Genomic DNA, 22,391 nt, shown 5'->3' with positions numbered 1-22,391 from the left:
GGCCCTCACCTGCTGATTGAGATTTTTCAGAATTATGGGATCTGTCATGCCGGGAGCGACAGGCCACCCCAAACAGAAGTACCCGGAACTCAAGGAGGGTCACCTTGTACCGTTCCAGCCCATTTGAATTAACCAGCCCGATCACGGATTTCGATGCTATCCGCATCTCGCTCGCTTCGCCCGAGAAGATTCGCAGCTGGTCGCATGGCGAAGTAACGAAGCCTGAAACCATCAACTACCGCACCTTCAAGCCGGAGCGCGATGGCTTGTTCTGCGCCCGCATCTTCGGCCCGGTCACTGACTGGGAGTGTCTCTGCGGCAAATACAAGCGCATGAAGCACCGCGGCGTCATCTGCGACAAGTGCGGCGTTGAAGTCACACTGTCCAAGGTTCGCCGTGAGCGCCTCGGCCACATCGAGCTCGCTTCGCCCTGCTCGCACGTCTGGTTCTTCAAGGGCCTGCCGTCGCGTATCGGCCACCTGCTCGATATCTCCCTGCGCGACCTCGAATCGGTCCTCTACTTCGAGAGCTACGTTGTCGTCGATCCAGGCGACTCGCCCACCCGCGAGCGCGAGATCATCAAGGACGAGAACCGCTTCCGCGAACTCGACCAGCAGTATCGCCCCTCCGGCTTCAAAGGCATGATGGGCGCCGAGGCCATCAAGGAGCTGCTCAAGCGCGTCGTGATCGAAGAGCTGGCCATCGAGCTGCGTGAGCGCATGAAGGTTGAAACCTCGCTGCAGAAGCGCCTCAAGTACTCCAAGCGCCTCAAGGTCGTCGAGGCATTCCGCAAGTCGGGCAACAAGCCGCAGTGGATGATTCTCGACGTGATCCCGGTCATTCCGCCCGAGCTGCGCCCGCTGGTGCCTCTCGATGGCGGCCGCTTTGCGACCTCTGATCTCAACGATCTCTATCGTCGCGTGATCAACCGCAACAACCGCCTCAAGAAGCTCATGGATCTCCATGCGCCTGAGGTCATCGTGCGCAACGAAAAGCGCATGCTGCAGGAAGCTGTTGATGCGCTCTTCGATAACGGTCGTCGTGGTCGCGTGCTGCGTGGCGCCAACAACCGTCCGCTGAAGTCGCTCTCCGACACCCTCAAGGGCAAGCAGGGCCGCTTCCGTCAGAACCTGCTCGGTAAGCGCGTTGACTACTCTGGCCGTTCAGTCATCGTTGTCGGTCCAGAATTGAAACTGCACCAGTGCGGTCTGCCGAAGAAGATGGCGCTTGAACTCTTCAAGCCCTTCATCTATCACCGCCTTGAGCAGACAGGCCACTGCACCACCATCAAGCAGGCAAAAGAGATGGTCGAAATGCAGGAGCCCATCGTGTGGGACATCCTTGAAGAAGTCATCAAGGACCATCCGGTGCTCTTGAACCGCGCCCCAACCCTGCACCGCCTCGGCATCCAGGCTTTCGAGCCCGTGCTGGTCGAAGGCAAGGCCATTAAGATCCACCCGCTCGTCTGCACCGCCTTCAACGCGGACTTCGACGGTGACCAGATGGCCGTGCATATCCCGCTGTCGCCCGAAGCGCAGGTGGAAGCCAGCGTGCTCATGCTTGCTTCGCACAACATCCTGTCGCCCGCGTCAGGTCAGCCGATCACCGTTCCTACCCAGGACATGGTTCTCGGACTGTACTACCTGACCAAGGCCAAGAAGGGCGCCAAGGGTGAGGGCCGCGTCTTCGCCAACACCGAAGAAGTGCTCATGGCTCTTGAAGCTAAGGAAATCGAAACCCTGTCGCCGATCCGTCTGCGCTACACCGGTCCTGTCCTCGACATGACCACCGCATACGACGATCAGGATCTGACGCACACCGAGCCGGTCGAGTACGACAAGCAGTACATCACCACGACCGTCGGCCGCGCCATCCTGAACGACGCGCTTCCCGAAGGCATGCCTTACGTCAACGGCCTGCTCAAGAAGAAGGGCATCGGCCAGCTGGTCAACTACTGCTACCTGAACCTCGGCCTTGAAGTCACGGTCAAGATGCTCGACCGCATCAAGGAACTCGGCTTCCAGTACGCGACACGCTCCGGCCTCTCCGTCGGTCTCGATGACATGGTCATCCCCGACACGAAGTACGGCGTCGTGCGCGAAGCGGAAAAGCAGCGCTTTGCCGTGCAGCAACAGTACCTTGACGGCGCCATCACCAACGGTGAGCGCAACAACAAGGTCATTCAGCTCTGGTCGACCGTAACCGAACGTGTTGCTGACGAAATGTTCAACAACATGAAGAACGCAGACAAGGAAGGAGCCATGAACCCGATCTACATCATGGCCGACTCCGGCGCTCGTGGTTCGAAGCAGCAGATTCGTCAGCTTTCCGGCATGCGTGGATTGATGGCCAAGCCGTCAGGCGAAATCATCGAAACGCCCATCACGGCGAACTTCCGTGAAGGCCTCACCGTGCTCGAATACTTCATCTCGACGCACGGCGCGCGTAAGGGTCTGGCCGATACCGCTCTCAAGACCGCTGACTCCGGCTACCTCACCCGTCGTCTCGTCGACGTGGCGCAGGACGTCATCGTCAGCGAACTGACCTGCGGAACCGTCGAAGGCATCTACGTGACTCCGATCGTCGAATCCGGCGAGATCATCGAGCCGCTGCGTGACCGTATCATCGGTCGCGTCTCGCTCGAAAAGCTCAAGGACTTCGAAGGCAACGTCATCGTCGACATCAACCAGGAGATCAACGAAGACCTCGCATCGCAGATTCAGGCAGCCGGCATCGAGCGCGTCAAGATCCGCTCCGTGCTTACCTGCGAATCCAAGCGCGGCGTCTGCATCCTCTGCTACGGCCGCAACCTCGGCTCCGGCAAGATGGTTGAGCTTGGCGAAGCAGTCGGCGTCATCGCTGCACAGTCCATCGGTGAACCTGGAACGCAGCTCACGATGCGTACCTTCCACATCGGTGGTACCGCATCGCGTGTCTCGGAACAGTCGAAGCTCGATGCCAAGAACAACGGTGCCGTCCGCTTCATCAACATGGTCACCGTCCGCTCGAAGCAGGGCGACCTGGTTGCCATGAACCGCTCCGGTTCGATCGCTGTGGTCGATGACCGTGGCCGTGAAAAGGAACGCTACCAGATCGTTTACGGCGCGAAGCTCAAGGTTGAAGATGGTGCGAAGGTTCAGCTTGGTCAGGCACTGGCCGAGTGGGATCCGTACACCTTCGCCATCCTGACCGAAATCGGCGGCACCATCCAGTTCAAGGACTTGCAGGAAGGCATCACCCTGCATGAAGAAGTGGATGAAGTCACCGGCCTCTCGCGTCTCGTTGTTGGCGATTCGCCCGATGAGAAGCGTCAGCCTGCGATCATCATTAAGGGAGCGAAGGGCAACAAGCGTTATCTGATGCCTTCACGCGCTCACCTTATGATCCAGGACGGCGACGAAGTCTTCCCTGGCGATGTCCTTGCCAAGATCCCGCGCGAAACCACGCGTACGAAGGACATCACCGGCGGTCTGCCCCGCGTCGTCGAACTCTTCGAAGCCCGCAAGCCGCGCGAAACCGCCATCATCAGCGAGATCGATGGTGTGGTGAAGTTCGGTGAAGTCTCGAAGGGTCAGCGTAAGATCTACGTCACCGCTGACAACGGCGAGGAGAAGGAATACTCGGTGCCCCGTGGCGTCCACGTCAACGTGCAGGAAGGTGAACGCCTGCGCGCCGGCGAGCCGCTGATGGATGGACCGCTCAACCCGCACGACATTCTTGCCGTGCTCGGTGAAAAGGAGCTGCAGGCTTACCTGGTCAACGAAATCCAGGAAGTCTACCGTCTCCAGGGCGTGGCCATCTCGGATAAGCACATCGAGACTATCGTCCGCCAGATGCTGCGCTGGGTGAAGATCGAGGAAGTCGGCGACACCAACTTCCTGCTCGAACAGCAGGTCGATAAGTTCCGCTTCCGCAACGAAAACGATCGGGTCATCTCGAACGGTGGGCGTCCGGCCATTGGCCGTCCGCTGCTGCTCGGTATCACCAAGGCGTCGCTGTCGACCGAGAGCTTCATCTCGGCAGCCAGCTTCCAGGAGACCACGCGCGTACTGACGGAGGCGTCCATCAACGGCGCCGTCGACAACCTGCGCGGCCTCAAGGAGAACGTCATCGTAGGCCGTCTCATCCCGGCTGGAACCGGCATGGAATACTACCGCAACATCTCGCTCTCACCCGAGCTGGAAGAAGCGGCAGCCAAGGTCCAGGAGGAAGTAAAGACAGCCTTCGAGGAAGCCGAGCGCGAACTCGAAATGATGCGTCAGGAAGGCGAAGCCGAAGAAATGGCCGCCGAATAACCTGCTCACAAAAGCAATGCCTCGGCGGCGGACTCGCCGTCCAAGGCAAACGAAAAAGCCCCAGCTATTTTGCTGAGGCTTTTTGTTTTGGGTTAGTTTCGTAAGCAATACAGTTACTGGTGCTGTCTGCTTTGCCTGTATTGACAGATAATTTCAAAATGACGGACTTCGCAAGTGACCCACCGCCGAGCTTCACGGAAGCCGAGGTGTTATTCGGACGCTTTCTAGCCAGTCAGGGATACCCGTCCGTGTTTATTGGGTCCACGAAACAGATCTTGTGCCTGATTGCGAGCGTCGCTGGGCCGTACGGGGCAACTCTGTTTCCCAAAGAGCTGAGTTCGAGCAGTGCTATCTGGAAGCTCCTGCCAAGGGCCTTGGCATCGAGATAGCCGCCCGTTGTGCCAATCAAGAGCATTCAAAAGCTACTTCCAGTTCTTCCCCCAAAACGGGGATTTCGGTAACTATAGTTGTTGTAGTTTGAAAACTGACCCACTACCGGCTTCATTCCCACTCCAAAGGACATCGGTGATACGCCGGCTGCCCCACATCTCGCTTCTGAGATGTGGGTTGCAGAATGGCCGAATGAGCTCTATGGCAGAGAATCACTCATCCCGCAAAACAATTGCAGGATCGACCTGCATGGCCCGCCGCATCGGCTGCCATGCGGCAACAGAGCCAATCAACAGCACCGCCAGCAAAGCCCCCATAAGTGATAGCCCATCGAGCGGCTTCACGCCGTAAAGCACCGCCGCAACAACACGCGCGAGCAACAGGCAGACCGCCCCGCCTATCACCACCCCCGGAAGCACAATCGCCATCAGCTCCCGAACCATAAGCGCGCCGCTATCCCACCTCTGAGCGCCTACCGACGTACGAATACCGAACTCACGTGTTCTCCGGCTTGCTTCATACGCCAGCAGCCCGTACAGCCCCGCTCCCGCCATCAAAATAGAAACGATCGAGAAGACCGCGGCAAGCGTCGTCAGCAGACGCTCCTGCCAGAGCGATTCATTCACCTGCTCCTGCATAGTGGCGACGTGGGAAAAGGGAAGTTGCGGCGCCAGAGCGAAAAGAATTTTACGCGCCTCGCCGATCACCGCCGAAGGCGACCCCTTCGTACGGACATACAGATAAAACTGCGAACCGAAATCATTCCGTTGCCCAATCGGCGTGAAGTAAATCGGCTGCAGCGCCTCCCGCAGCGACCGGTACTTCGAATCTCCTGCCACGCCCACAACAATATTTGTAGCCTTGGCCACACTCTCAGCTTCGCCCATTCCAAAGGTTTGGCCAATGGGATTGCGATCCGGAAAGATCGCTCTGGCAAAGGCCTCGTTAATCACGGTCGGCGTCGGTGCGGAACGCTCTGCGTCGGCTTCCACCAGGCTGCGGCCGGAGAGCAGAGGAATACTGAGCGTTGTAAAAAAGCTACTCGATACGTTGTCCAGGCTGGTATTCAGAAATGACCGCGAAGGAATCTTCTGTCCCGGCAGCGCCACGGATGTCTTCATCCCGATCCGCTGCATGAGCGGAGCGCTTGCGAGGCTCGCGTCACGCACGCCCGGCAGCGTCGCAACTCGTTGTCGCAACTCTTCCGGAAAAGTGGGAGCTATGCTTTTCCCGCGCCCGCTTAGCCCCATGTCCAGCGTGAAACTCACAAGGTGCTCCACATCGAAGCCGGGGCTGGTATGTCGCAGCACGTAAAAGGTCCGCATCAGCAAGCCGGTTTCCATCAGCAGAACCAGCGTCACCGCCGTTTCAAGAATCATCAGGCTCCGGCTGAACCGGCTGGAGCGCCGCGTTGCAGAGCCTTTGCGCAGCGCCTGCTGCGGCGTAGTCCGCGACGCCATCCATGCGGGAATCACGCCGAAGATCAGGCTGATGCCGAAGGCCAGAGCGACCGCCATCAGGTCAATCTTCAGATCGGGAACCAGTGACACCGGCAGAGGAGTCTGGCTTGCCGGAAGCAGCTTCTTGAGCAGTGGCGCAAACAGGAACGAGGCAACGATCACACCGCCAGAGGCACCCACCAATCCCAACACCGCGGATTCGCCGAGTGCTTGCAGAATCAGGCGCGCACGGCTCGCACCGAGCGCAAGCCGCACCGCCGTATCGCTTTCACGCCGAGCGGATCGCGCCAGCAACAATCCCGCAATGCTCGCGCTCACCATCAGCAGCAGCCCCGCCAATCCCCACAACAGCAGCGTGAGCGCGCGGCCAAACTGCTCTCGCAATGCGAACGAGCCTTCGGCAATAGGCACGAGCAGCCCCTGTCTTTGCGTATCTGTATCGCTATTCGCTTTTTGGATCGCTCGGTAAATTCCTGTGAATTCCGCCTGCGCCTGAGCCAAATTCACGCCATTCTTTAAGCGGGCAAAGATCGAAAAATAACGATCCGGCTCCTTGGCATTCAAGGGTGTAGTAGAAAGTAGCGGCTGCGCCGACAAAGGCAGCCACACATCCGGGCTGGCATCGAGCTTCGTGCCAAAGAAACTTTGCGGCATCACGCCGACAATCGTGAAGGGCTGGCCCTGCACCATGAGCGTCGACCCGACCGCCGCAGCCGCCCCGCCAAATTCGCTGACCCAGAAGCGATGGCTCAGGACAACGGGAACGCCCGCCTGCGCCTTCTCATCGGCCTGATTCAACGTGCGCCCGGTCTCTGCCAAAGCTCCCAGTATGGAGAAGTAGCTTCCGGATACCATGCTGGCCACAATCGGCTGGACGGTATTGTTCGTGGTCACAGCCGTATCGAAATTGCCCTCGATCGCGACCTCTCCCAGATCGCACATCTGCCGAATCGCCTCATACGTGCTGTATGAAAACCACGCCGAATTTGTAATCGGCGGCCGCTTTTCGACGATACGAACCAGTGTTTTCGGATGGTCTACGCGAAGCGCATGCAGCAGCAGCCGTTCCAGCGCGGTATAGAGAACTGCCGCCGCGCCCAGCCCGAAAGAAAGCAGCAGAACAATCAGGAGATTTGTGCCGAGATTCTGGCGCGAAAGAAAGTTCCTGCCGGTTCGCATGATTGGATTTTCCTCAGAACGGAAAGAAGGGAAGAAACTCAATAGTGCCGCAGGCCACGAATCTGCCGCCGCAGCGTCGCAATCTCTCGCCGCGTGGAGCGAAAGACCGGAACAATATAGGAACGAGACATCCGCGGCATACCATGGAACATTGAAATCAGCAGATTGAGCTGATCTTTCTTTGTCGCCAGGTCCCTTTCCAGTGCCGCAAGTATCTGAGTCCGCTCGGGGGTCTGAGCGTTAAGCATTATCCAATGGTAATCATAGGAGAGCCGCATTGTCACCCTTAGATAACCTATTTCTGCTCTTGCATGTTACGAATGGGAATCGTAAGGGTTACACTTCCCAATTGGGAAATTGCAGAGCACTTCCCTATCGAAAGGCACTCGCAGAAATCTTGGCTACCATCCTAAGCTGAAATCATAGCGACGGCAAGCATTGCCAGCGCCATTCCCGCAGTCTGGTTGCGCGTCGCCCGCTCCTTCAGCACCAACGCTGCCAGCAGAATCGTTCCAGCAGGATAAAGCGACGAGAGTACCGCCGCCACATCCAGCCGTCCCGCAAGCGAGGACGCCGTATAGAGCAGGTTCCCCAGGGTATCGAGCAGTCCCGCAGCAGCCGCCAGCGGCAAGACCACCCGCCACTGAATACCTGGCCCTTCCGCCGGCTCGTGAGCGCGCAGGGTTTTTAGTGTGATCAGCGTCAAAACCCCGGCGCAGGAAACTGAAGCGACACGCGAGAAGGTGAGCGCCCACATCACGCTGTCTCTTCCCGCAATATGCAGGAAAACCAGCAGAATCCCGAAGCAGATACCCGCCAGAACCGCCAGCCAAAGGCCGTGCGGATGCACCTCAGCCGTCGGGGTATAGGCAATCAGCCAGATCGCCACAATTGCCACCGCAAAACCCGCGAGCTTCAGCAGCGACGGCCTGCCCTCGCTGAAAAAGGAAACCAGCACCGGAACCGATGCCGTAATCACGCCGGAAAGCGCAGCTACCAGCCCCATGGAACCCAGCGAGAGAGCCTTATAAAGCGCCAGCAGTCCAATGCCGCCGGCCAGCCCCGCAATCAGGCCGTACTTCACTGTATAGAGCGTAGGAAGGCCCATCGGGTGAACAAGCAGAATTGCCAGCAGAGCTAGCAGCCCAATGCCATGAGCGATCAGCAAAATGATGCCCGGCGACGCTTTGCGCGTCACCATGCCGCCTAGAAAGTCAGATGTTCCCCAGACTGCCGCGGCGAGCAGGGCAAGCCCTGAAGCCTCGCCGCTCGTTATCGTCATTGCTGCATGGAGGCCGACGGATAATACCCATCCTTGGCCGTAACATCCAGATTTGGCACTTCTACATTCACCGTGATCTTGTGGAACTTGTCGCTCATCATGCCTGCGTGGCTGTAATAGCCCAGCGTGTAAGCCGCGCGTACCGATTCGGTGATCTTGGCAAAGCTGTTCTGAATGCCGTTCTCAGAGAATTGCGATTCCAGCGCGCCGCCAGTGGCAAGCGCATATTTCGGAAGAATGTTGTCGCGCATCGTGGGCAGCAGCGGAATATGCCACTTGTCGAGATAGCCGACACCCCACATCGCCGAATCACCCACCAAGGTGCCGTAAACCGAAATATTATTCGTCAGCAGGTAGCGAACCACTTCCTTATACGAAGCCTTGCTGCCCGACTCCTTGCCATCGCTGATGACATACAGCACACGGCGGCGGCCCTTCGGCTGCTGCGCCAGTTGCTTGGCTGCCGCCAGAATCGCATCGTTGAGCGGATGCACTTCCTTCGGGATCACGATAAATCCGGCATTGCCGCGCTGTGGCGCAAGGTTCGGGTCAACCTGCTTGTTATTGATGGTCATCCCGTTATCGAGCGGACCGCCGGGTGAAACCACGCCCATATCGCGGCCTGAAGATTTTGCCCTCTGGAAAGCGGCGGGAAGCCGTGCGCCCTGCGCGCCGGTAAAGTCAGTAATCATGCTCGTGCTGCTGTTATAAGCAAAAATCGCCACGGAATCAGCAGGGGTGAACGCGCCCGTTACCGCCGACATCGACTGGTTGACCTTGTTCATCACATCCGAGGGCAGGCTCTGATCGACAACAAAAGCCGTGGAAATAGGCAGCGGATCAACCGAGAAGAACGCGATTTTCTGCCGTTGGCCATCCTCATAAACCTTGAATTGCCGCCACGTCAGGCCAGCCACCAGCTGATGCTTTTTATCGCGAACTGTAGTCGGAACATCGATATATGTAATACCGGTGCGGATCAGGTAGGCACCCGTCTCACCGGGCTTGGGGACCTCAGGAGCTTCCTGCTGCGGCGTATTGTCCTGTTGCGGAGCCGATTGCGTATCCGAAGACGAAGTAGATTGCGATGGCGGAACGCCGCCTGGTGTTGGCGCACTCTGTACCGCGTCGCGGCCTGTGCTGCTGCCCGGCGTCACCTGGTCTTTCAGGTTCGAAAGGCCAGCCGGTCCGGCAGGCTGGGGCGCTGGCGCGTCCGGAATACTCTGCTGTTGCTGCTGGAACGCTCCCAGCATAAAAAAGGCCAGCACTGCTGCCAAGGCACCTTGCATCACGTAAAAACCCCCGCCCACTTCGTACATTCAACTGCCGTCTGGCGCGCGGCAGAAGATTTCATTGCTTTTAGATGCTCTCGACCCCTGTTTCGTTAGTCGCGCCAAAGCGGTCTGAGCTACTGTAAGATTACCAGACTGACGCGGCAGATCGTTTTGCGCGCACCAGCGGGAGGAATTGACCTTTATACCCAATTCCTCGTCCAATGATTAGCGAACAAGGTTTGTCATCCCGAGCGCAAGCGAAGGAATTGCTCGAAACATCGACCGCCAGAGCAACGCACCGGGGGGACCAGCCTGCAGAAAATGTATCGCGCATACTCGAAAACGACCATAAATATGCGATTCCGCAAAATCATTCCCGTCCTGCTTCTGCTCTCCAGCGCCGCGCTGACCGTCTTCGCGCAGGAAGCTCCATCGCCCGATGCCTCGCCCGAAAGCAATGCTCCGGACACGACGCAGGTGGAAGACCGGGCCACCACCACCCTCAAGGTCAACGTCAACCTCGTCAGCCTCTACTTCACCGTGCGCGACAAGCACAACGGCCTCATCCCGAACCTGACGAAGGACGACTGCAACATCATCGAAGACAAAACTCCGCAGAAGATCAAGAACTTCTCCGCCGAATCCGACCTGCCCCTGACTCTTGGCATCATGCTCGATACCAGCGGCAGCCAGCAGAACGTCCTGCCCATGGAGCAGCAGACCGGCAGCGCTTTCGTAAAGCGCATCCTGCGCTCGAAGGACGAGGCCTTCCTCGTCTCCTTCGATGTGCAGATAAGTCTGTTGCAGGATTTCACCAGCAGCCCGCGCCAGATCGAAAAAGCCATGGACGAAGCGCAGATTAATGTCGGCGGCGGCAGTGGTGGCGTCCCCGGAATCGGCCAGGGGCCTGTGCCCGTAAGCGGCACGCCCAAGGGTACTCTGCTCTACGACGCCGTCTACCAGGCCTCGAATGACAAGATGCGCTCCGAGACTGGCCGCAAGGCCCTCGTCCTGCTCACCGACGGCGAAGACCAGGGCAGCAGCTACAAGATTCAGGATGCCATCGAAGCCGCGCAGAAGGCCAATACCATCATTTATGTGCTGCTCATTGCCGATCGCGGCTTCTACAGCAGCAGATACGGCTATGGCATGAACATTGGCTACACCGGAGCCTCCGCCATGAAAAAAATGGCCGATGAAACCGGCGGCCGCATGATCGATGTCGGCAACAACGGCAAAAAGATGGAAGCCGCCTTCCAGCAGATCGAAGACGAGCTGCGCACCCAATACCTCGCCAGCTACACGCCGACCAATAACAAGCTTGACGGCAGCTACCGCAAGCTCGATATCTCCTGCAAAGGTGACGGCCTAAAGGTTCAGGCGCGTAAAGGCTACTACGCCATTCCCTCAACAGAATAGCTAGCTTGCCATCCATCTTCTGATTCAATTTCACCCGGCGAACGTGTAGCGTCACGGCGGAGATGAAAACGTCATTCTGTGAAGCAGTCTGCCGCCATCCCAGATTACGATCATTTCTCCAAAGGCGCGATACACCCGTTCCTATAAGGCGTGATATACCCGTTCTTCTCGTGATAAACCCCGTCATTCTGAGGAGCAAAGCGACGAAGAATCCCCAACCATCTTGGTTCCTGAATCCCATCATCACGGAATCCGATGAAAGCACGGAGCGGGTGCCCCAGTTCTCGATTTGAGACCGGGGCTTCTCAGACGTCACGCTTTTCAGGAAGAAGCACCGGGCTTTAGCCCGGTGAACCGGCCACGAAAAGAAAAGAGGCTTCAGCCCCGGGGCCTTTCCCGGACAGCCCAATCGCCACTCCTTGAATCAGACAAAGACAAGGAGCTCCCGATGGCACGTCCCACATGGTCAGGTCAGATTCAGATCTCACTCGTCTCCATCGCCGTCAAAATCTTCCCGGCAAGCAACTCCGCCCGCCAGGTCGAGTTCCACCAGATCGACCGCGAATCCGGCAAGCGCATTCACCACCAGAACGTTGCAGACGACGAGCCCGTGAATGCTGCCGATATCGTCAAAGGCTACGAATACAAAAAAGGGAAGTACATCCAGATCGAGCCCGACGAGCTCAAGAAGCTGCGCATCCCCACCGCGACCACCATGGAAATCGCGCAGTTCGCTAAAGCAGAAGAGCTGCCACCCGAGCTCTTCGATCGCCCTTACTTCGTAGCGCCCAAAGACGAAGCCCAGGCCAAGGCCATCGCCATCATGCGCAAAGCTCTCGAGCAGACTCAATCCATCGGCATCGGCAAAATTGCCTTCAGCGGCCGCGAACATCTGGTCGCCCTTGCCGCTCCCACCGATCCGAAACAAAAGGGCCTCATGCTCTACACACTTCGTTTTGAAAATGAATTGCGCAGCCCGAAAGACTACGTCTCCTCCATCAAAGACGTCGCAGTCGACGCGAAACAGCTCTCCCTCGCGCGCCAGCTCATCGCCAGCAATACCGAGAAATTCAAGCTCAGCGATTACAAGGACGAGTACGAAACCGCCGTGCGCACCCTCGTCAACGCCAAGCTGAAAAACAAGCCCCTGCCGCAGGAAGAGCCGAAGACTCCCAAAGGAAAGGTCATCGACCTGATGGATGCACTGCGCCAGAGCTTGAAAGAAAAAGGAAAGCCGGCGAAGAGCGCCAGGCGAACACCGCAACGCAGGAAGGCCGCATAATACAAGCAATGACGTTGAACATCACCAACAACACCCTGAAGCATCGTTTCGAAGTTGAAGTGGGATCGAAGACGGCCTTTCTCAACTACCTCATGCGCGACAAGACCATGACCCTGACCCACACCGAGGTGCCGTCTTCGCTCAGTGGTCGCGGCGTGGGCACGGCCCTCGCAAAGGCCGCACTCGACTACGCCGTCCAGCAGGGTCTTCGTGTTGTTCCGCAATGTTCCTTCGTGGCGGACTTCGTCAACACCCACTCGCAATACCAATCCGTGGTCGTGGCACCCAGGTAGCTGCGAAACGATTCAGCCGTACGCCGCACTATCGGTCATGAACCTGATGGCCGAAGAAACCGATACGCTGGTAACAGTACAGCTCCGTATTCAACGCACCACCGAGCCGGGTGTCATCATGGCGATCGCCTGGGAAGGCCGCTACCTCGGCCCAAAACAGAGCTGGGCTACGAAGTTTATTCCCTGGCTGGATCTTCGCGAGTATCTCGCGGAAATCATCAATATCCCGCATAAGATTCTGGATCAGGCAGAGAAGCATTTCACCACCGGCCAGATCTTCGATATGCCCATGACCGCGTTTGTCTATCAGCTCCACGATATGGGCTTTCAGCGCCAGACCATGTAACCGTAAACATTCCGGTCAGCAGTCGGTCTGTCGAAAAATCAAACCTTCAGAAGCTTTAGTGTCTGATGGTCCGGCTCACCGTGGAAGTATTTCTGCAACACTTCCTGGAATACCGGGTCTTCCGGAGCAGCCCTGGCAAACAAAGTCATGGAAGAGTGCAGTTTCAGGTCATCCGGATATCCGAAAATCTCATCGATCGAATGGCCTTCAATAGCGGCAACCAACCCGCTGCACTCCCTCAGCCGCGGCCCAAGTACCGGATGCTGCAAATATGCCTTCGCCTCATCGAGCGAGGAGATGGCGAAGCGAATCGCCATCGAACTTTGCCCTAAGCCCTGAATCTGCGGAAAAATGAACCACATCCAATGGCTCCGTTTCTGTCCCGCGCGTAACTCCGCGCACACCTGCTCATACACAGAGTCCTGAGCATCCACAAAGCGCTGCAAATTATAAGTGTCCTGCATCTTTCACCCCGTCATCTCTGTCTCAGAACATCTGAGCATCCCGCTTCCGCAAAGAAAACGATTATCGGAAGCGTATCCAGATCGCATTCACGGTGACCCCAAGCGCCCCTGCAGCAGCAATGCCGATAAGGCTGAACGTCAATTTCGAACGGTACGTTCCCGTCGAAGGTAATCGCCGCAGCAAAGGAATATTAACCAGCACGCTCGTCAAACTGGCGATCACCACACCATTGACTCCGGTAGCTGGCGGCAGCTCACCATGACGAATCAGTGTCGCAGCCGAAGCGATGGAAGACCCGCTCGAAAGCAGGCCGCCCGCCGCGCTCACGAAATAAAAACTTGCCGACCCGAAGTTTCTTTGCGCAAGAGCACCAATCACATTCAATGCAAGAAACACGAGGCCAAACTTCAGCGCAGCAGAGAAACTGAATGGCGAATCCAGTGTCAGCGGCTTGGGCGAAGTGTTATCCACCAGCACCGGATGGCTTCGCCAAAGCGCCACGCTCAACAGCAGCATAAGCCCCATCGGAGCAATCGATAACAGGATCGCCTCCTTTGAGTGAGAGAGCACGGCGATGATGATCGCATTCCGTATAGCCATCGCGCTGGTCGCAAGCATCACGCCGCGAAAGATGATTGGCAGCAGCATCTCGCTGTTGCTCTGAGCTCGCATAATGAATTCGACAATCACTTTGCGGCTGTTGATCAGGCCGCCAAAAAATGCAGTGAGCTCCATTCCTCGCGGCCCCAGCGAGCGCAGCAGAATGTAATTGATAAACGCGATGCCGGCAATGATGACGACGCTCGCCCAGTTCGATCGCGGATCGACCAGATGCCCCGGCCCCACCGGATGCGACGGAAGCACTGGCATCACGATGAAGGTGAGCGCCGCCAGCAGAATCGCCGAGCGCACCTCCTGTTGCGACAGTCCGGTGGTGAACGCATGGATCGGCCGCTTCCATGCCAGCAGCGAATTACAAAGAATCGCCGCCAGCACCGGCGTATAAAGGTGCCCCATGCCGCACAGCACTGCGCAGAAGGCAACAATGCTGAGGCTGAGAGTGGTTGTAGTCGCTAGATGATCGTGCGCGGAAAGCCGTCGCCAGTTAATCAGCCCTAGTACAAGCAGCAGAACCGCCGTTGCCATCCAGATAAACTGCGATCCGGCCAGACCAGCCACGCAGCCCAGAATGGCAACCAGCCCGAATGTCCTGGTGCCCATCTTTCCGCTAAATTCGCGCTCCACGCCGACAAACAGCCCAATCGACACGGCAACGGCGAACCTCTCGAGGACAGGCAGAAACGGCCAGTGCTCCGGCCATGCCAGACTCGGCACATCCATCAAAAGCAACACTTTTTAATAGATGCGATTCTCGGTATCAGCGCCAGGATGTCGAGGCCGGAGAGGCCACATCTTGAAGAACATGAAGGGGTAGAAAGAGCACGCTGGATATGTGTGCCCATGTTTTTGGAGACACGGAAGCATTTCATGCAGCGTAGCTTTCAAAGGGTAGAAGCATCGGGTTTTAGCCCGGTGAAATACAGGACAACACACTAAAGGGCTTTAGCCCTGGGACCATTCTCACTGGTCTATATGTAAATGGCCTCATTCCCACAACTTCCACAGCTGTCCACACCCTTTGCACCACTTCTGCGCCTTGTTCTGCGGTCACCCGAGGCATAGCTTCAATCAGTGAAGTCTTTTACGCAGCGCTCGTTTTCCCGTCCCGCAAGCGCTTCCGGAGTTCTCCACAGGCAAAGTCCCGAAATTGAACTAAAAGAGAGCCTATTTACATCTAAAATACTAGATGTTGTGGTTGGCGCTTGACACACACTATTAACAGAGCTACTTTCACACCTGCAGCTCTTATATTTACCGAGGTACTGGCAATGAACCCGAACAGGCATAAGCACCGACGCCGACGGGTCAGCCCGGTACCCGAATAGTCCCGGACAGATCTTTTCCAGATTTGCTTTAAGAAATTTTGTGGCGCGCTAAGCGCCCATTTCCGGCCCTTTTAGCTGCCGGAACGAGCAAGACCATCAAAATACGCAACCCCCGGAAGGAGTTCCTATGGCCGAGGCCACCAAGAAGATCAACAGCTCCCCAGCCTCCAACGCCGCGCCCGCGAAAGGTGCCGCCAGCCAAACCGCAGCCCTCAAATTCGAGCGATTTTTCTCGAAGCCTGGCATCTCGCCCTACGACGAAGTCCAGTGGGAGCGCCGGACGGCCTCCATTACGGATGCCAGCGGCAAGAGCATCTTCGAGCAGAAGGACGTCGAGACGCCCATCGACTGGTCCATGACCGCGACCAACATCGTCGCCAGCAAGTACCTGCACGGCCAGATGAACACTCCGGAGCGCGAAACCGGCGTCCGCCAGCTCATCGGCCGCGTCGCTGAGACCATCCGTGACTGGGGACTCGCCGGAGGCTATTTCTCGACGCCCGAAGACGCCGCCATCTTCCACGATGAGCTGGCGCACCTGCTCGTGACCCAGAAGGCTGCCTTCAACTCGCCCGTCTGGTTCAACGTGGGTTGCGACCGCCTCGAGCCCAACTCCGACGCGCAAAACTGGCACTGGAACCAGCACACCTGCGCCATTGAATTCTCCGTGACCGGCTACCGTAAGCCGCAATGCTCGGCCTGCTTCATCAATGCCGTCGACGACTCGCTCGACTCCATTCTCACCCTCGCCAAGACCGAAGGCATGCTCTTCAAGTGGGGATCGGGCACCGGCACCAATCTCTCCACCCTGCGCGGATCGATGGAACAATTGTCGGGCGGCGGCACCGCCTCCGGCCCACTCAGCTTCATGCGCGGCTTCGACGCCTTCGCGGGCGTCATCAAGTCCGGCGGCAAGACCCGCCGCGCCGCCAAGATGGTCATCCTCAACGTCGACCATCCGGACATCCTCGACTTCGTCGAATGCAAGATGAAGGAAGAAGCCAAGGCCTGGGCGCTCATGCGCGAGGGCTACGACGGTTCGTCCGGCCCCGACAGCGAAGCCTACAGCAGCATCTTCTTCCAGAACGCCAACAACTCCGTCCGTGTCACCGACGAGTTCATGCGCGCCTACGAGAAGGACGGCGAGTTCACCACCTACACGGTGAAAGACCACGCGTCCGTCGAGACCCGCAAGGCCCGCGACATCATGTACAAGATCGCCGAAGCTACCTGGCAGTGCGGCGACCCCGGCATGCAGTACGACACCACTATCAACAAGTGGCACACCTCGAAGAACACGGCCCGCATCAACGCCTCGAACCCGTGCTCCGAGTACATGTTCCTCGACAACTCGGCCTGCAACCTGTCGAGCTTCAATCTTCTGAAATTCGTAACCGCAGCAGGCACATTTGACATCGCCGCCTACCGCGCCGCCATCGACGTCATGATCACCGCCATGGAGATCCTCGTCGACAACTCCGGCTACCCGACCGAATCAATCGCGCGCAACTCGCACGACTACCGTCCGCTCGGCCTCGGCTACGCCAACCTCGGCGCGCTGCTCATGGCCTTCGGCCTGCCCTACGACTCCGATGCCGGCCGCGACTTCGCTGCCACCCTCACCGCCATCATGTGCGGCGAGGCCTATCTGCAGTCGTCGCGCATCGCAGAACGCTGCCCCGCGCTCGCCTCGGCCACGCCGCTCACCGCCTCTGCGAACCACGAAGGCGGAGCCTGCCCCGGCTACTACATCAACCGCGAGCCCTTCCTCGACGTCATCCGCATGCACCGCGCCGAAGTCAACAAGATCGGCAAATCAAAACATAATGTCATCCTGAGCGAAGCGACCGAAGGAAGCGCAGTCGAAGGACCCGCAGCGAAGCTGCGTCCCGGTTCGCGCGAAGCGCGCACCTCCGAACACTTCGTAGTGCCGCAACTGGACGCTCTGATAGAAGCCAGCAAAGACTGCTGGGACAAGGCGCTCACCCACGGCGAGAAGCACGGCTATCGCAACTCGCAGGTTACCGTCCTCGCGCCCACCGGCACCATCGGCTTCATGATGGACTGCGACACGACCGGCATCGAGCCCGACCTCGCCCTCGTCAAGTACAAGAAGCTCGTCGGCGGCGGCATGATCAAGATCGTCAACAACACCGTGCCCGCCGCACTCTTCAAGCTCGGCTACAACAATGCGCAGGTCGACGCCATCGTCAGCTACATTGACGCGACCGGCACCATCGAAGGCGCGCCCGGCATCAAGCCCGAGCACCTCGCTGTCTTCGACTGCTCCTTCAAGCCGGCCAAGGGCACGCGCTCCATCAACTACATGGGCCACGTCAAAATGATGGCCGCCGCGCAGCCCTTCCTCTCCGGAGCCATCTCGAAGACCGTCAACCTGCCACACGACTGCACCATCGAAGACGTTGCCGAAGCCTACGCCGAGTCCTGGCGTCAGGGCCTCAAGGCCGTCGCCATCTACCGCGACGGATCGAAGGGCGCGCAGCCCCTCAACGTCTCCGACGGCAAGGGAGCCAAGGCCATCAAGAGCGCCAAAGAGAATGCGGACGACGCCGTCACCGCAGCCGCCGATCGCGTCCTCGCCGCGCTGGCCAGCGGAAAGACCGCGCCCGAAGCCGACATCAAAACCCTCGAAGCCAAGCTCTCAGAAAAAATCGAGATCACGGCCAAGTCCGTCGTCGACGCCACCAGTGCCTTCACCGCCTCCATCGCCCGGGTGCCCCATTCTGAGCGTAGCGAAGGGTGGGATAAGCAGGACCTCAATGCGCCGCCAAGGGCCATCCGTCACCGCCTGCCCGAAGAGCGCGCTTCACTCACCCACAAATTCGGCATCGCCGGACACGAGGGCTACATCACCGTCGGCCTCTACCCCAACGGGCAGCCCGGCGAAATCTTCATCAAGATGGCCAAGGAAGGCTCGACCGTCTCCGGCCTCATGGACAGCTTCGCCACCGCAACGTCACTGGCCCTGCAACACGGAGTGCCGCTCAAAGTCCTGTGCGAAAAGTTCGCGCACTCGCGCTTCGAGCCCTCCGGCTGGACCGGCAACGAGCACATCGGCTACGCCAAGTCCATCATGGATTACATCTTCCGCTGGATCCAGCTGCGCTTCCTCTCCGGCCAGCAGCTCTCGCTCTTCGCCGGACTGGCCGCACCCGCCGCAGGTCCAGCCACCACTCCCAACTCCGCCGTCATTCCGAGCGAAGAGAGGAGTCCATACGAAGCATCGAGTGCCACAGGCGCAAGCAGCTTTCAGCCGCAACAACCAAAAGGCATGGGCTACACCTCCGCCCCGCAAGGCGGAATTCTCTCCAACCTCGCCGCCAGCACCGAAGAAGGACTGAAGATGGAAGACCGCGGCATCTACCACGCCGCCGATGCCATGAAGGACCTCTACGACATGGGCGATGCCCCCAGCTGCCACACCTGCGGAGCCATCATGGTCCGCAACGGAAGCTGCTACCGCTGCATGTCCTGCGGCAGCACCAGCGGCTGCAGCTAGAAACAAACCCAAGCCTCGGGCGGCGGACTAGCCGTGCGGGGCAAACGAAAACGCCCCAGTTTTTACTGGGGCGTTTTCATTTCTGCTCGAATGTCGGATCAGCTGAATAAGACCAAGAGCGTTGCAGGGCAACGCCCGGTAGAAGCACCGGCCTTTAGGCCGGTGAACATATATCCGTACATGAGAATCTTCCGGACCCGGGCTTCACAAAAAGTGTTCTAAAGATGCGCCGAATGTCCATCTTCGCCAACCAACATCACACCTGACCGACGCACCAGAAGCGTTGCGGCGCAACGCCAGGGTAGAAGCACCGGCCTTTAGGCCGGTGAATAAGCCGCAACACAAAAAGGGCCTTCAGGCCCGGGCCGTTCCCACACCGACGTAATCTTCCAACCATCCAGCACCAAACTAAACTCCCAACCAATGCCTCTCGCTCCGCAGGAACTAAAAACCTTCTTCATCACTGCCGTCACCGCAAACCGCCGCCGACTCTTCCAGATCGAATCAAACGCCGAACTTCTACTCAAGCTCTTCAACGAAGACCGCGCGAAAAACCGCTATCAAGTCCACGCCTTCGTCATCATGCCCGACCACATCCATCTGCTTATCACGCCAGCGCCGGACATCTCCATCGAAAAAGCCATGCAATTTATCAAGGGCGGATTCTCCTTCCGCCTCAAATCCAAACGCGACACATGGCAAAGTGGATTCACCAAGCGCCGCATCGAAGACGCGAAGGATTACGCGAACCACGTGAACTACATCCACGAAAATCCCGTCCGGGCCAAACTCTGCGCACGCCCGGAAGATTTCCGATACTCCTCAGCAAATATCTTCCCCATCGACCCTACGCCCGAACATCTGAAACCCCAGGGCTAAAGCCCTTCAGGGCACAGTCCAAATTCATCGGCCTAAAGGCCGATGCTTCTACCTTTTTTCCTAATTGTCATTTTTCGCTCCATACTGCAATTGAAGGGAGGCACTGGAAACCGTATCGAGTAGATCGGAGGATTCGCAACAGAGAGACGAACTATCTTAGGGTTGGCGAAGATGCGCAGAAACGACGTTTAGCCTCGAGTCAAATACACATTTCTGCAACGAAATACCACACCTGCTCGATATGACCAAAAGCGTTGCGGAGCAACGCCGGGTAGAAGCACCGGCCTTTAGGCCGGTGAATAGGCATCTCGCACCACGGGGCCTTCAGGCCCGGCTTTTCACGAAAAACAATTCTAAAGATGCGTTAAATGCATATTTTCGCAACGAACATCGCACCTGCTCGATGCAACCGGAGGCGTTGCGAGAGCGACGCCCGGTAGAAGCACCGGCCTTTAGGCCGGTGAATAAGCATCTCGCAACGAGTGGGCCTTCAAGCCCGGCTTCCTCTTCTGTCAAGCCCCCTGAGCCTCATTATTTCCTAACTCGCACATTCTAAAAGGTAAATATCGAGGACAATTTGGCAGTCTATTTCGCCCAAACTGCTAAAATAGAAATAGAGAGAAAACAAACGCCCGCTAGCGCGGGCGTTTTTCATTTCCAGGAGAAAACCGGGGGACCCTCCGTAAGTCATTGAAAACACTATAACCGACCTAACCCAAGCAGAATCAGCAGCATAGCGGGGGATCATCCCCCCGTAAACCGTTGAAAATAAACAAAACCAGCCCACCCACCCAGGGGGAGGGGGAGAATACCCATGCCTGCCAGACAGACCGTCAGTGACTACGAGTGCCAGCACGTTCGTCCCAGCGGAAGAAAATGCGAAGCCATCGCCATCCGCGGACACCGCTTCTGCTACTTTCACCTTCAGACTCGCCGCAGCCAATCCACCATCACGCCCGCCGAAGCCGTCGCCAACGGAGCCACCGCACCCGCTCCCGCCGCTACGACTCTCACCCTGCCCATGCTCGAAGACCGCAGCGCCATCCAGCTTGTGATTACCGACATTCTCCGCGCCCTCGCTGCTAACCAGATCGACACCAAGCGCGCCAGCCTGCTGCTCTACGGACTCCAGATCGCCTCCGCCAACTGCAGCAAATACGACGACATCGGCAATCTGCATCCCGTCCGCACCCTCGAACTCACCCCCGAAGGCGAAGAAGTCGGCCCCCTCGTTGAAGCCTGATAGCCGTCAAGCGCGCCTGCCCTAATAAGGCCGAAAAATAGCGCTCCATATGGCACGAAAATGGGCCGAAACTCCCCCGTTTCGGACAGTTAATTTCCCGAAAAGACAGTAAATTTTGGTCCTGGTGCCGTAAAAGCACATATTTTTGTGCAGTTTTTACTGGTGTTTGGGAACTTTGTTCTGGCAGAATTTCATCTCAACTCTTTTTAGAGGAGAGGTCTGTCTCTATGGCGTCGACGGTTTGGAAAGGCTATGTTTCCTTTGGTTTGATTTCAGTGCCCATTCGCCTCTTTGTGGCGGCTCGCGAGCAGCATGTGAGCTTCAACCAGATTCACAGGGAATGCGGAACCCGCGTGAAGCAGCAGCTCTTCTGCCCGCACTGCGAGCGCGTGGTCGAACGCAGTGAGATTGCCAAGGGCTATGCGGTGGACAAGGACACCTATGTCCAGGTGACCGAAGACGAGCTGAAGGGACTCGAGGCCGAATCGTCGGAGTCCATGGATATCCTGCAATTCGTAAAGCAGGACGATGTAGATCCGATCTACTACCAGACCTCTTACTTCACCGTCGCGGAAGATCCGGGCCGTCGCGCTTATTCGCTGATCCTGAAGGGCATGGAGAGCCTGAAGCTGGCCGCTATCGCCAAGCTGACGCTGCATCAGCGGGAACAGGTTGTGCTCATCCGTCCTTATGATAAGGGTCTGATTCTGCATACGTTGTACTATCCGGCAGAAGTACGCGAGATTGCCGAATACGGTCAGGGCGATGAGGATCTGAAGCTGCAGAAGGCCGAGATCGATCTGGCGGAGCAGTTCATGAAGCAGCTTACCGAGAAGTTCGATCCGGAACAGTACAAGGACGAATATCAGACGCGGGTCGAGGCGCTGATCGAGACGAAGGAAGCCGGACTTGCTCCGAAGTCCGACAAGCAGCCGAAGAGACGGCTGGCTCCGGTGATCAACCTGATGGACGCGCTCAAGAAGAGCATGGAAGAGCAGGAAGCCGCGGGCAAGAAGGCTCCCCAGCGGGAGACCGCTCCAGCAGCGGCAAAGTCTGTTTCGCGGAAGAAGAAGGTTGGGTAGGACGATTCTGCGCTCAGAATGACCGCATATTTACGC

At 57.9% G+C, this 22,391-nt stretch carries 15 protein-coding genes; 9 read left to right on the top strand and 6 right to left on the bottom strand.

Annotation, left to right across the window (positions count from 1 at the left end):
• Window positions 1-104 precede the first annotated feature (104 nt).
• Window positions 105-4,295 (top strand): DNA-directed RNA polymerase subunit beta', encoded by a 4,191-nt coding sequence (rpoC, locus tag GSQ86_RS00380; protein WP_158747978.1) that lies wholly within the window; start codon window positions 105-107, stop codon window positions 4,293-4,295.
• A gap of 602 nt (window positions 4,296-4,897) precedes the next feature.
• Here the strand turns inward: rpoC and GSQ86_RS00375 are convergent.
• The 4 genes from GSQ86_RS00375 to GSQ86_RS00360 all read right to left on the bottom strand — a co-directional run bounded on the left by GSQ86_RS00375 (window position 4,898) and on the right by GSQ86_RS00360 (window position 9,895).
• A complete protein-coding gene (locus GSQ86_RS00375) occupies window positions 4,898-7,324 on the bottom strand; it encodes an ADOP family duplicated permease (protein WP_158747977.1) in 2,427 nt (808 codons plus the stop codon).
• Window positions 7,325-7,362: 38 nt separating this feature from the next.
• Complete coding sequence (locus GSQ86_RS00370; RefSeq protein ID WP_158747976.1) at window positions 7,363-7,572, bottom strand: hypothetical protein; 210 nt, start codon at window positions 7,570-7,572, stop codon at window positions 7,363-7,365.
• Between the two features lie 161 nt (window positions 7,573-7,733).
• Complete coding sequence (locus GSQ86_RS00365; protein ID WP_158747975.1) at window positions 7,734-8,606, bottom strand: EamA family transporter; 873 nt, start codon at window positions 8,604-8,606, stop codon at window positions 7,734-7,736.
• A complete protein-coding gene (locus GSQ86_RS00360) occupies window positions 8,603-9,895 on the bottom strand; it encodes a VWA domain-containing protein (protein WP_254062042.1) in 1,293 nt (430 codons plus the stop codon). The genes GSQ86_RS00365 and GSQ86_RS00360 overlap by 4 nt, the downstream gene beginning before the upstream one ends.
• A 339-nt stretch (window positions 9,896-10,234) precedes the next feature.
• On the opposite strand from GSQ86_RS00360, the gene GSQ86_RS00355 reads away from it, so the two are divergent.
• The 4 genes from GSQ86_RS00355 (at window position 10,235) to GSQ86_RS00340 (ending at window position 13,220) form a co-directional block, all read left to right on the top strand.
• A complete protein-coding gene (locus tag GSQ86_RS00355) occupies window positions 10,235-11,299 on the top strand; it encodes a VWA domain-containing protein (RefSeq protein WP_158747973.1) in 1,065 nt (354 codons plus the stop codon).
• Between the two features lie 448 nt (window positions 11,300-11,747).
• Window positions 11,748-12,581, top strand: a complete 834-nt coding sequence (locus GSQ86_RS00350) for a Ku protein (protein WP_158747972.1) — start codon at window positions 11,748-11,750, stop codon at window positions 12,579-12,581.
• Between the two features lie 8 nt (window positions 12,582-12,589).
• Window positions 12,590-12,874, top strand: a complete 285-nt coding sequence (locus GSQ86_RS00345) for a GNAT family N-acetyltransferase (RefSeq protein WP_158747971.1) — start codon at window positions 12,590-12,592, stop codon at window positions 12,872-12,874.
• A gap of 46 nt (window positions 12,875-12,920) precedes the next feature.
• Window positions 12,921-13,220, top strand: a complete 300-nt coding sequence (locus GSQ86_RS00340) for a hypothetical protein (protein WP_158747970.1) — start codon at window positions 12,921-12,923, stop codon at window positions 13,218-13,220.
• A 38-nt stretch (window positions 13,221-13,258) separates the two neighbouring features.
• On the opposite strand, the gene GSQ86_RS00335 is transcribed toward GSQ86_RS00340, so the two are convergent.
• Both GSQ86_RS00335 and GSQ86_RS00330 read right to left on the bottom strand, forming a co-directional pair.
• Complete coding sequence (locus tag GSQ86_RS00335) at window positions 13,259-13,684, bottom strand: DUF1810 domain-containing protein (protein WP_158747969.1); 426 nt, start codon at window positions 13,682-13,684, stop codon at window positions 13,259-13,261.
• Window positions 13,685-13,745: 61 nt separating this feature from the next.
• Complete coding sequence (locus tag GSQ86_RS00330) at window positions 13,746-15,038, bottom strand: MgtC/SapB family protein (RefSeq protein ID WP_216840957.1); 1,293 nt, start codon at window positions 15,036-15,038, stop codon at window positions 13,746-13,748.
• Between the two features lie 720 nt (window positions 15,039-15,758).
• On the opposite strand from GSQ86_RS00330, the gene GSQ86_RS00325 reads away from it, so the two are divergent.
• The 4 genes from GSQ86_RS00325 (at window position 15,759) to GSQ86_RS00310 (ending at window position 22,355) form a co-directional block, all read left to right on the top strand.
• Entirely contained in the window at window positions 15,759-19,151 is a 3,393-nt protein-coding gene (locus GSQ86_RS00325) for a vitamin B12-dependent ribonucleotide reductase (protein ID WP_158747967.1), read from the top strand.
• Window positions 19,152-19,574: 423 nt separating this feature from the next.
• Entirely contained in the window at window positions 19,575-20,030 is a 456-nt protein-coding gene (locus tag GSQ86_RS00320; RefSeq protein ID WP_158747966.1) for a transposase, read from the top strand.
• Window positions 20,031-20,844: 814 nt separating this feature from the next.
• On the top strand, window positions 20,845-21,273 hold the full coding sequence (locus GSQ86_RS00315) for a hypothetical protein (protein ID WP_158747965.1): 429 nt from the start codon (window positions 20,845-20,847) through the stop codon (window positions 21,271-21,273).
• Between the two features lie 227 nt (window positions 21,274-21,500).
• Window positions 21,501-22,355 carry a Ku protein gene (locus GSQ86_RS00310; protein ID WP_158747964.1) on the top strand — a complete coding sequence of 285 codons (855 nt, stop codon included), beginning with the start codon at window positions 21,501-21,503 and terminating at the stop codon, window positions 22,353-22,355.
• The last annotated feature ends 36 nt before the right edge of the window (window positions 22,356-22,391 follow it).

The organism is Acidobacterium sp. S8 (genome assembly GCF_009765985.1).
Classification (GTDB): Bacteria; Acidobacteriota; Terriglobia; order Terriglobales; family Acidobacteriaceae; genus Alloacidobacterium.
The sequence above is the reverse complement of the archived record's forward strand: the minus strand, read 5'-3'. Positions and strand labels throughout refer to the sequence as shown.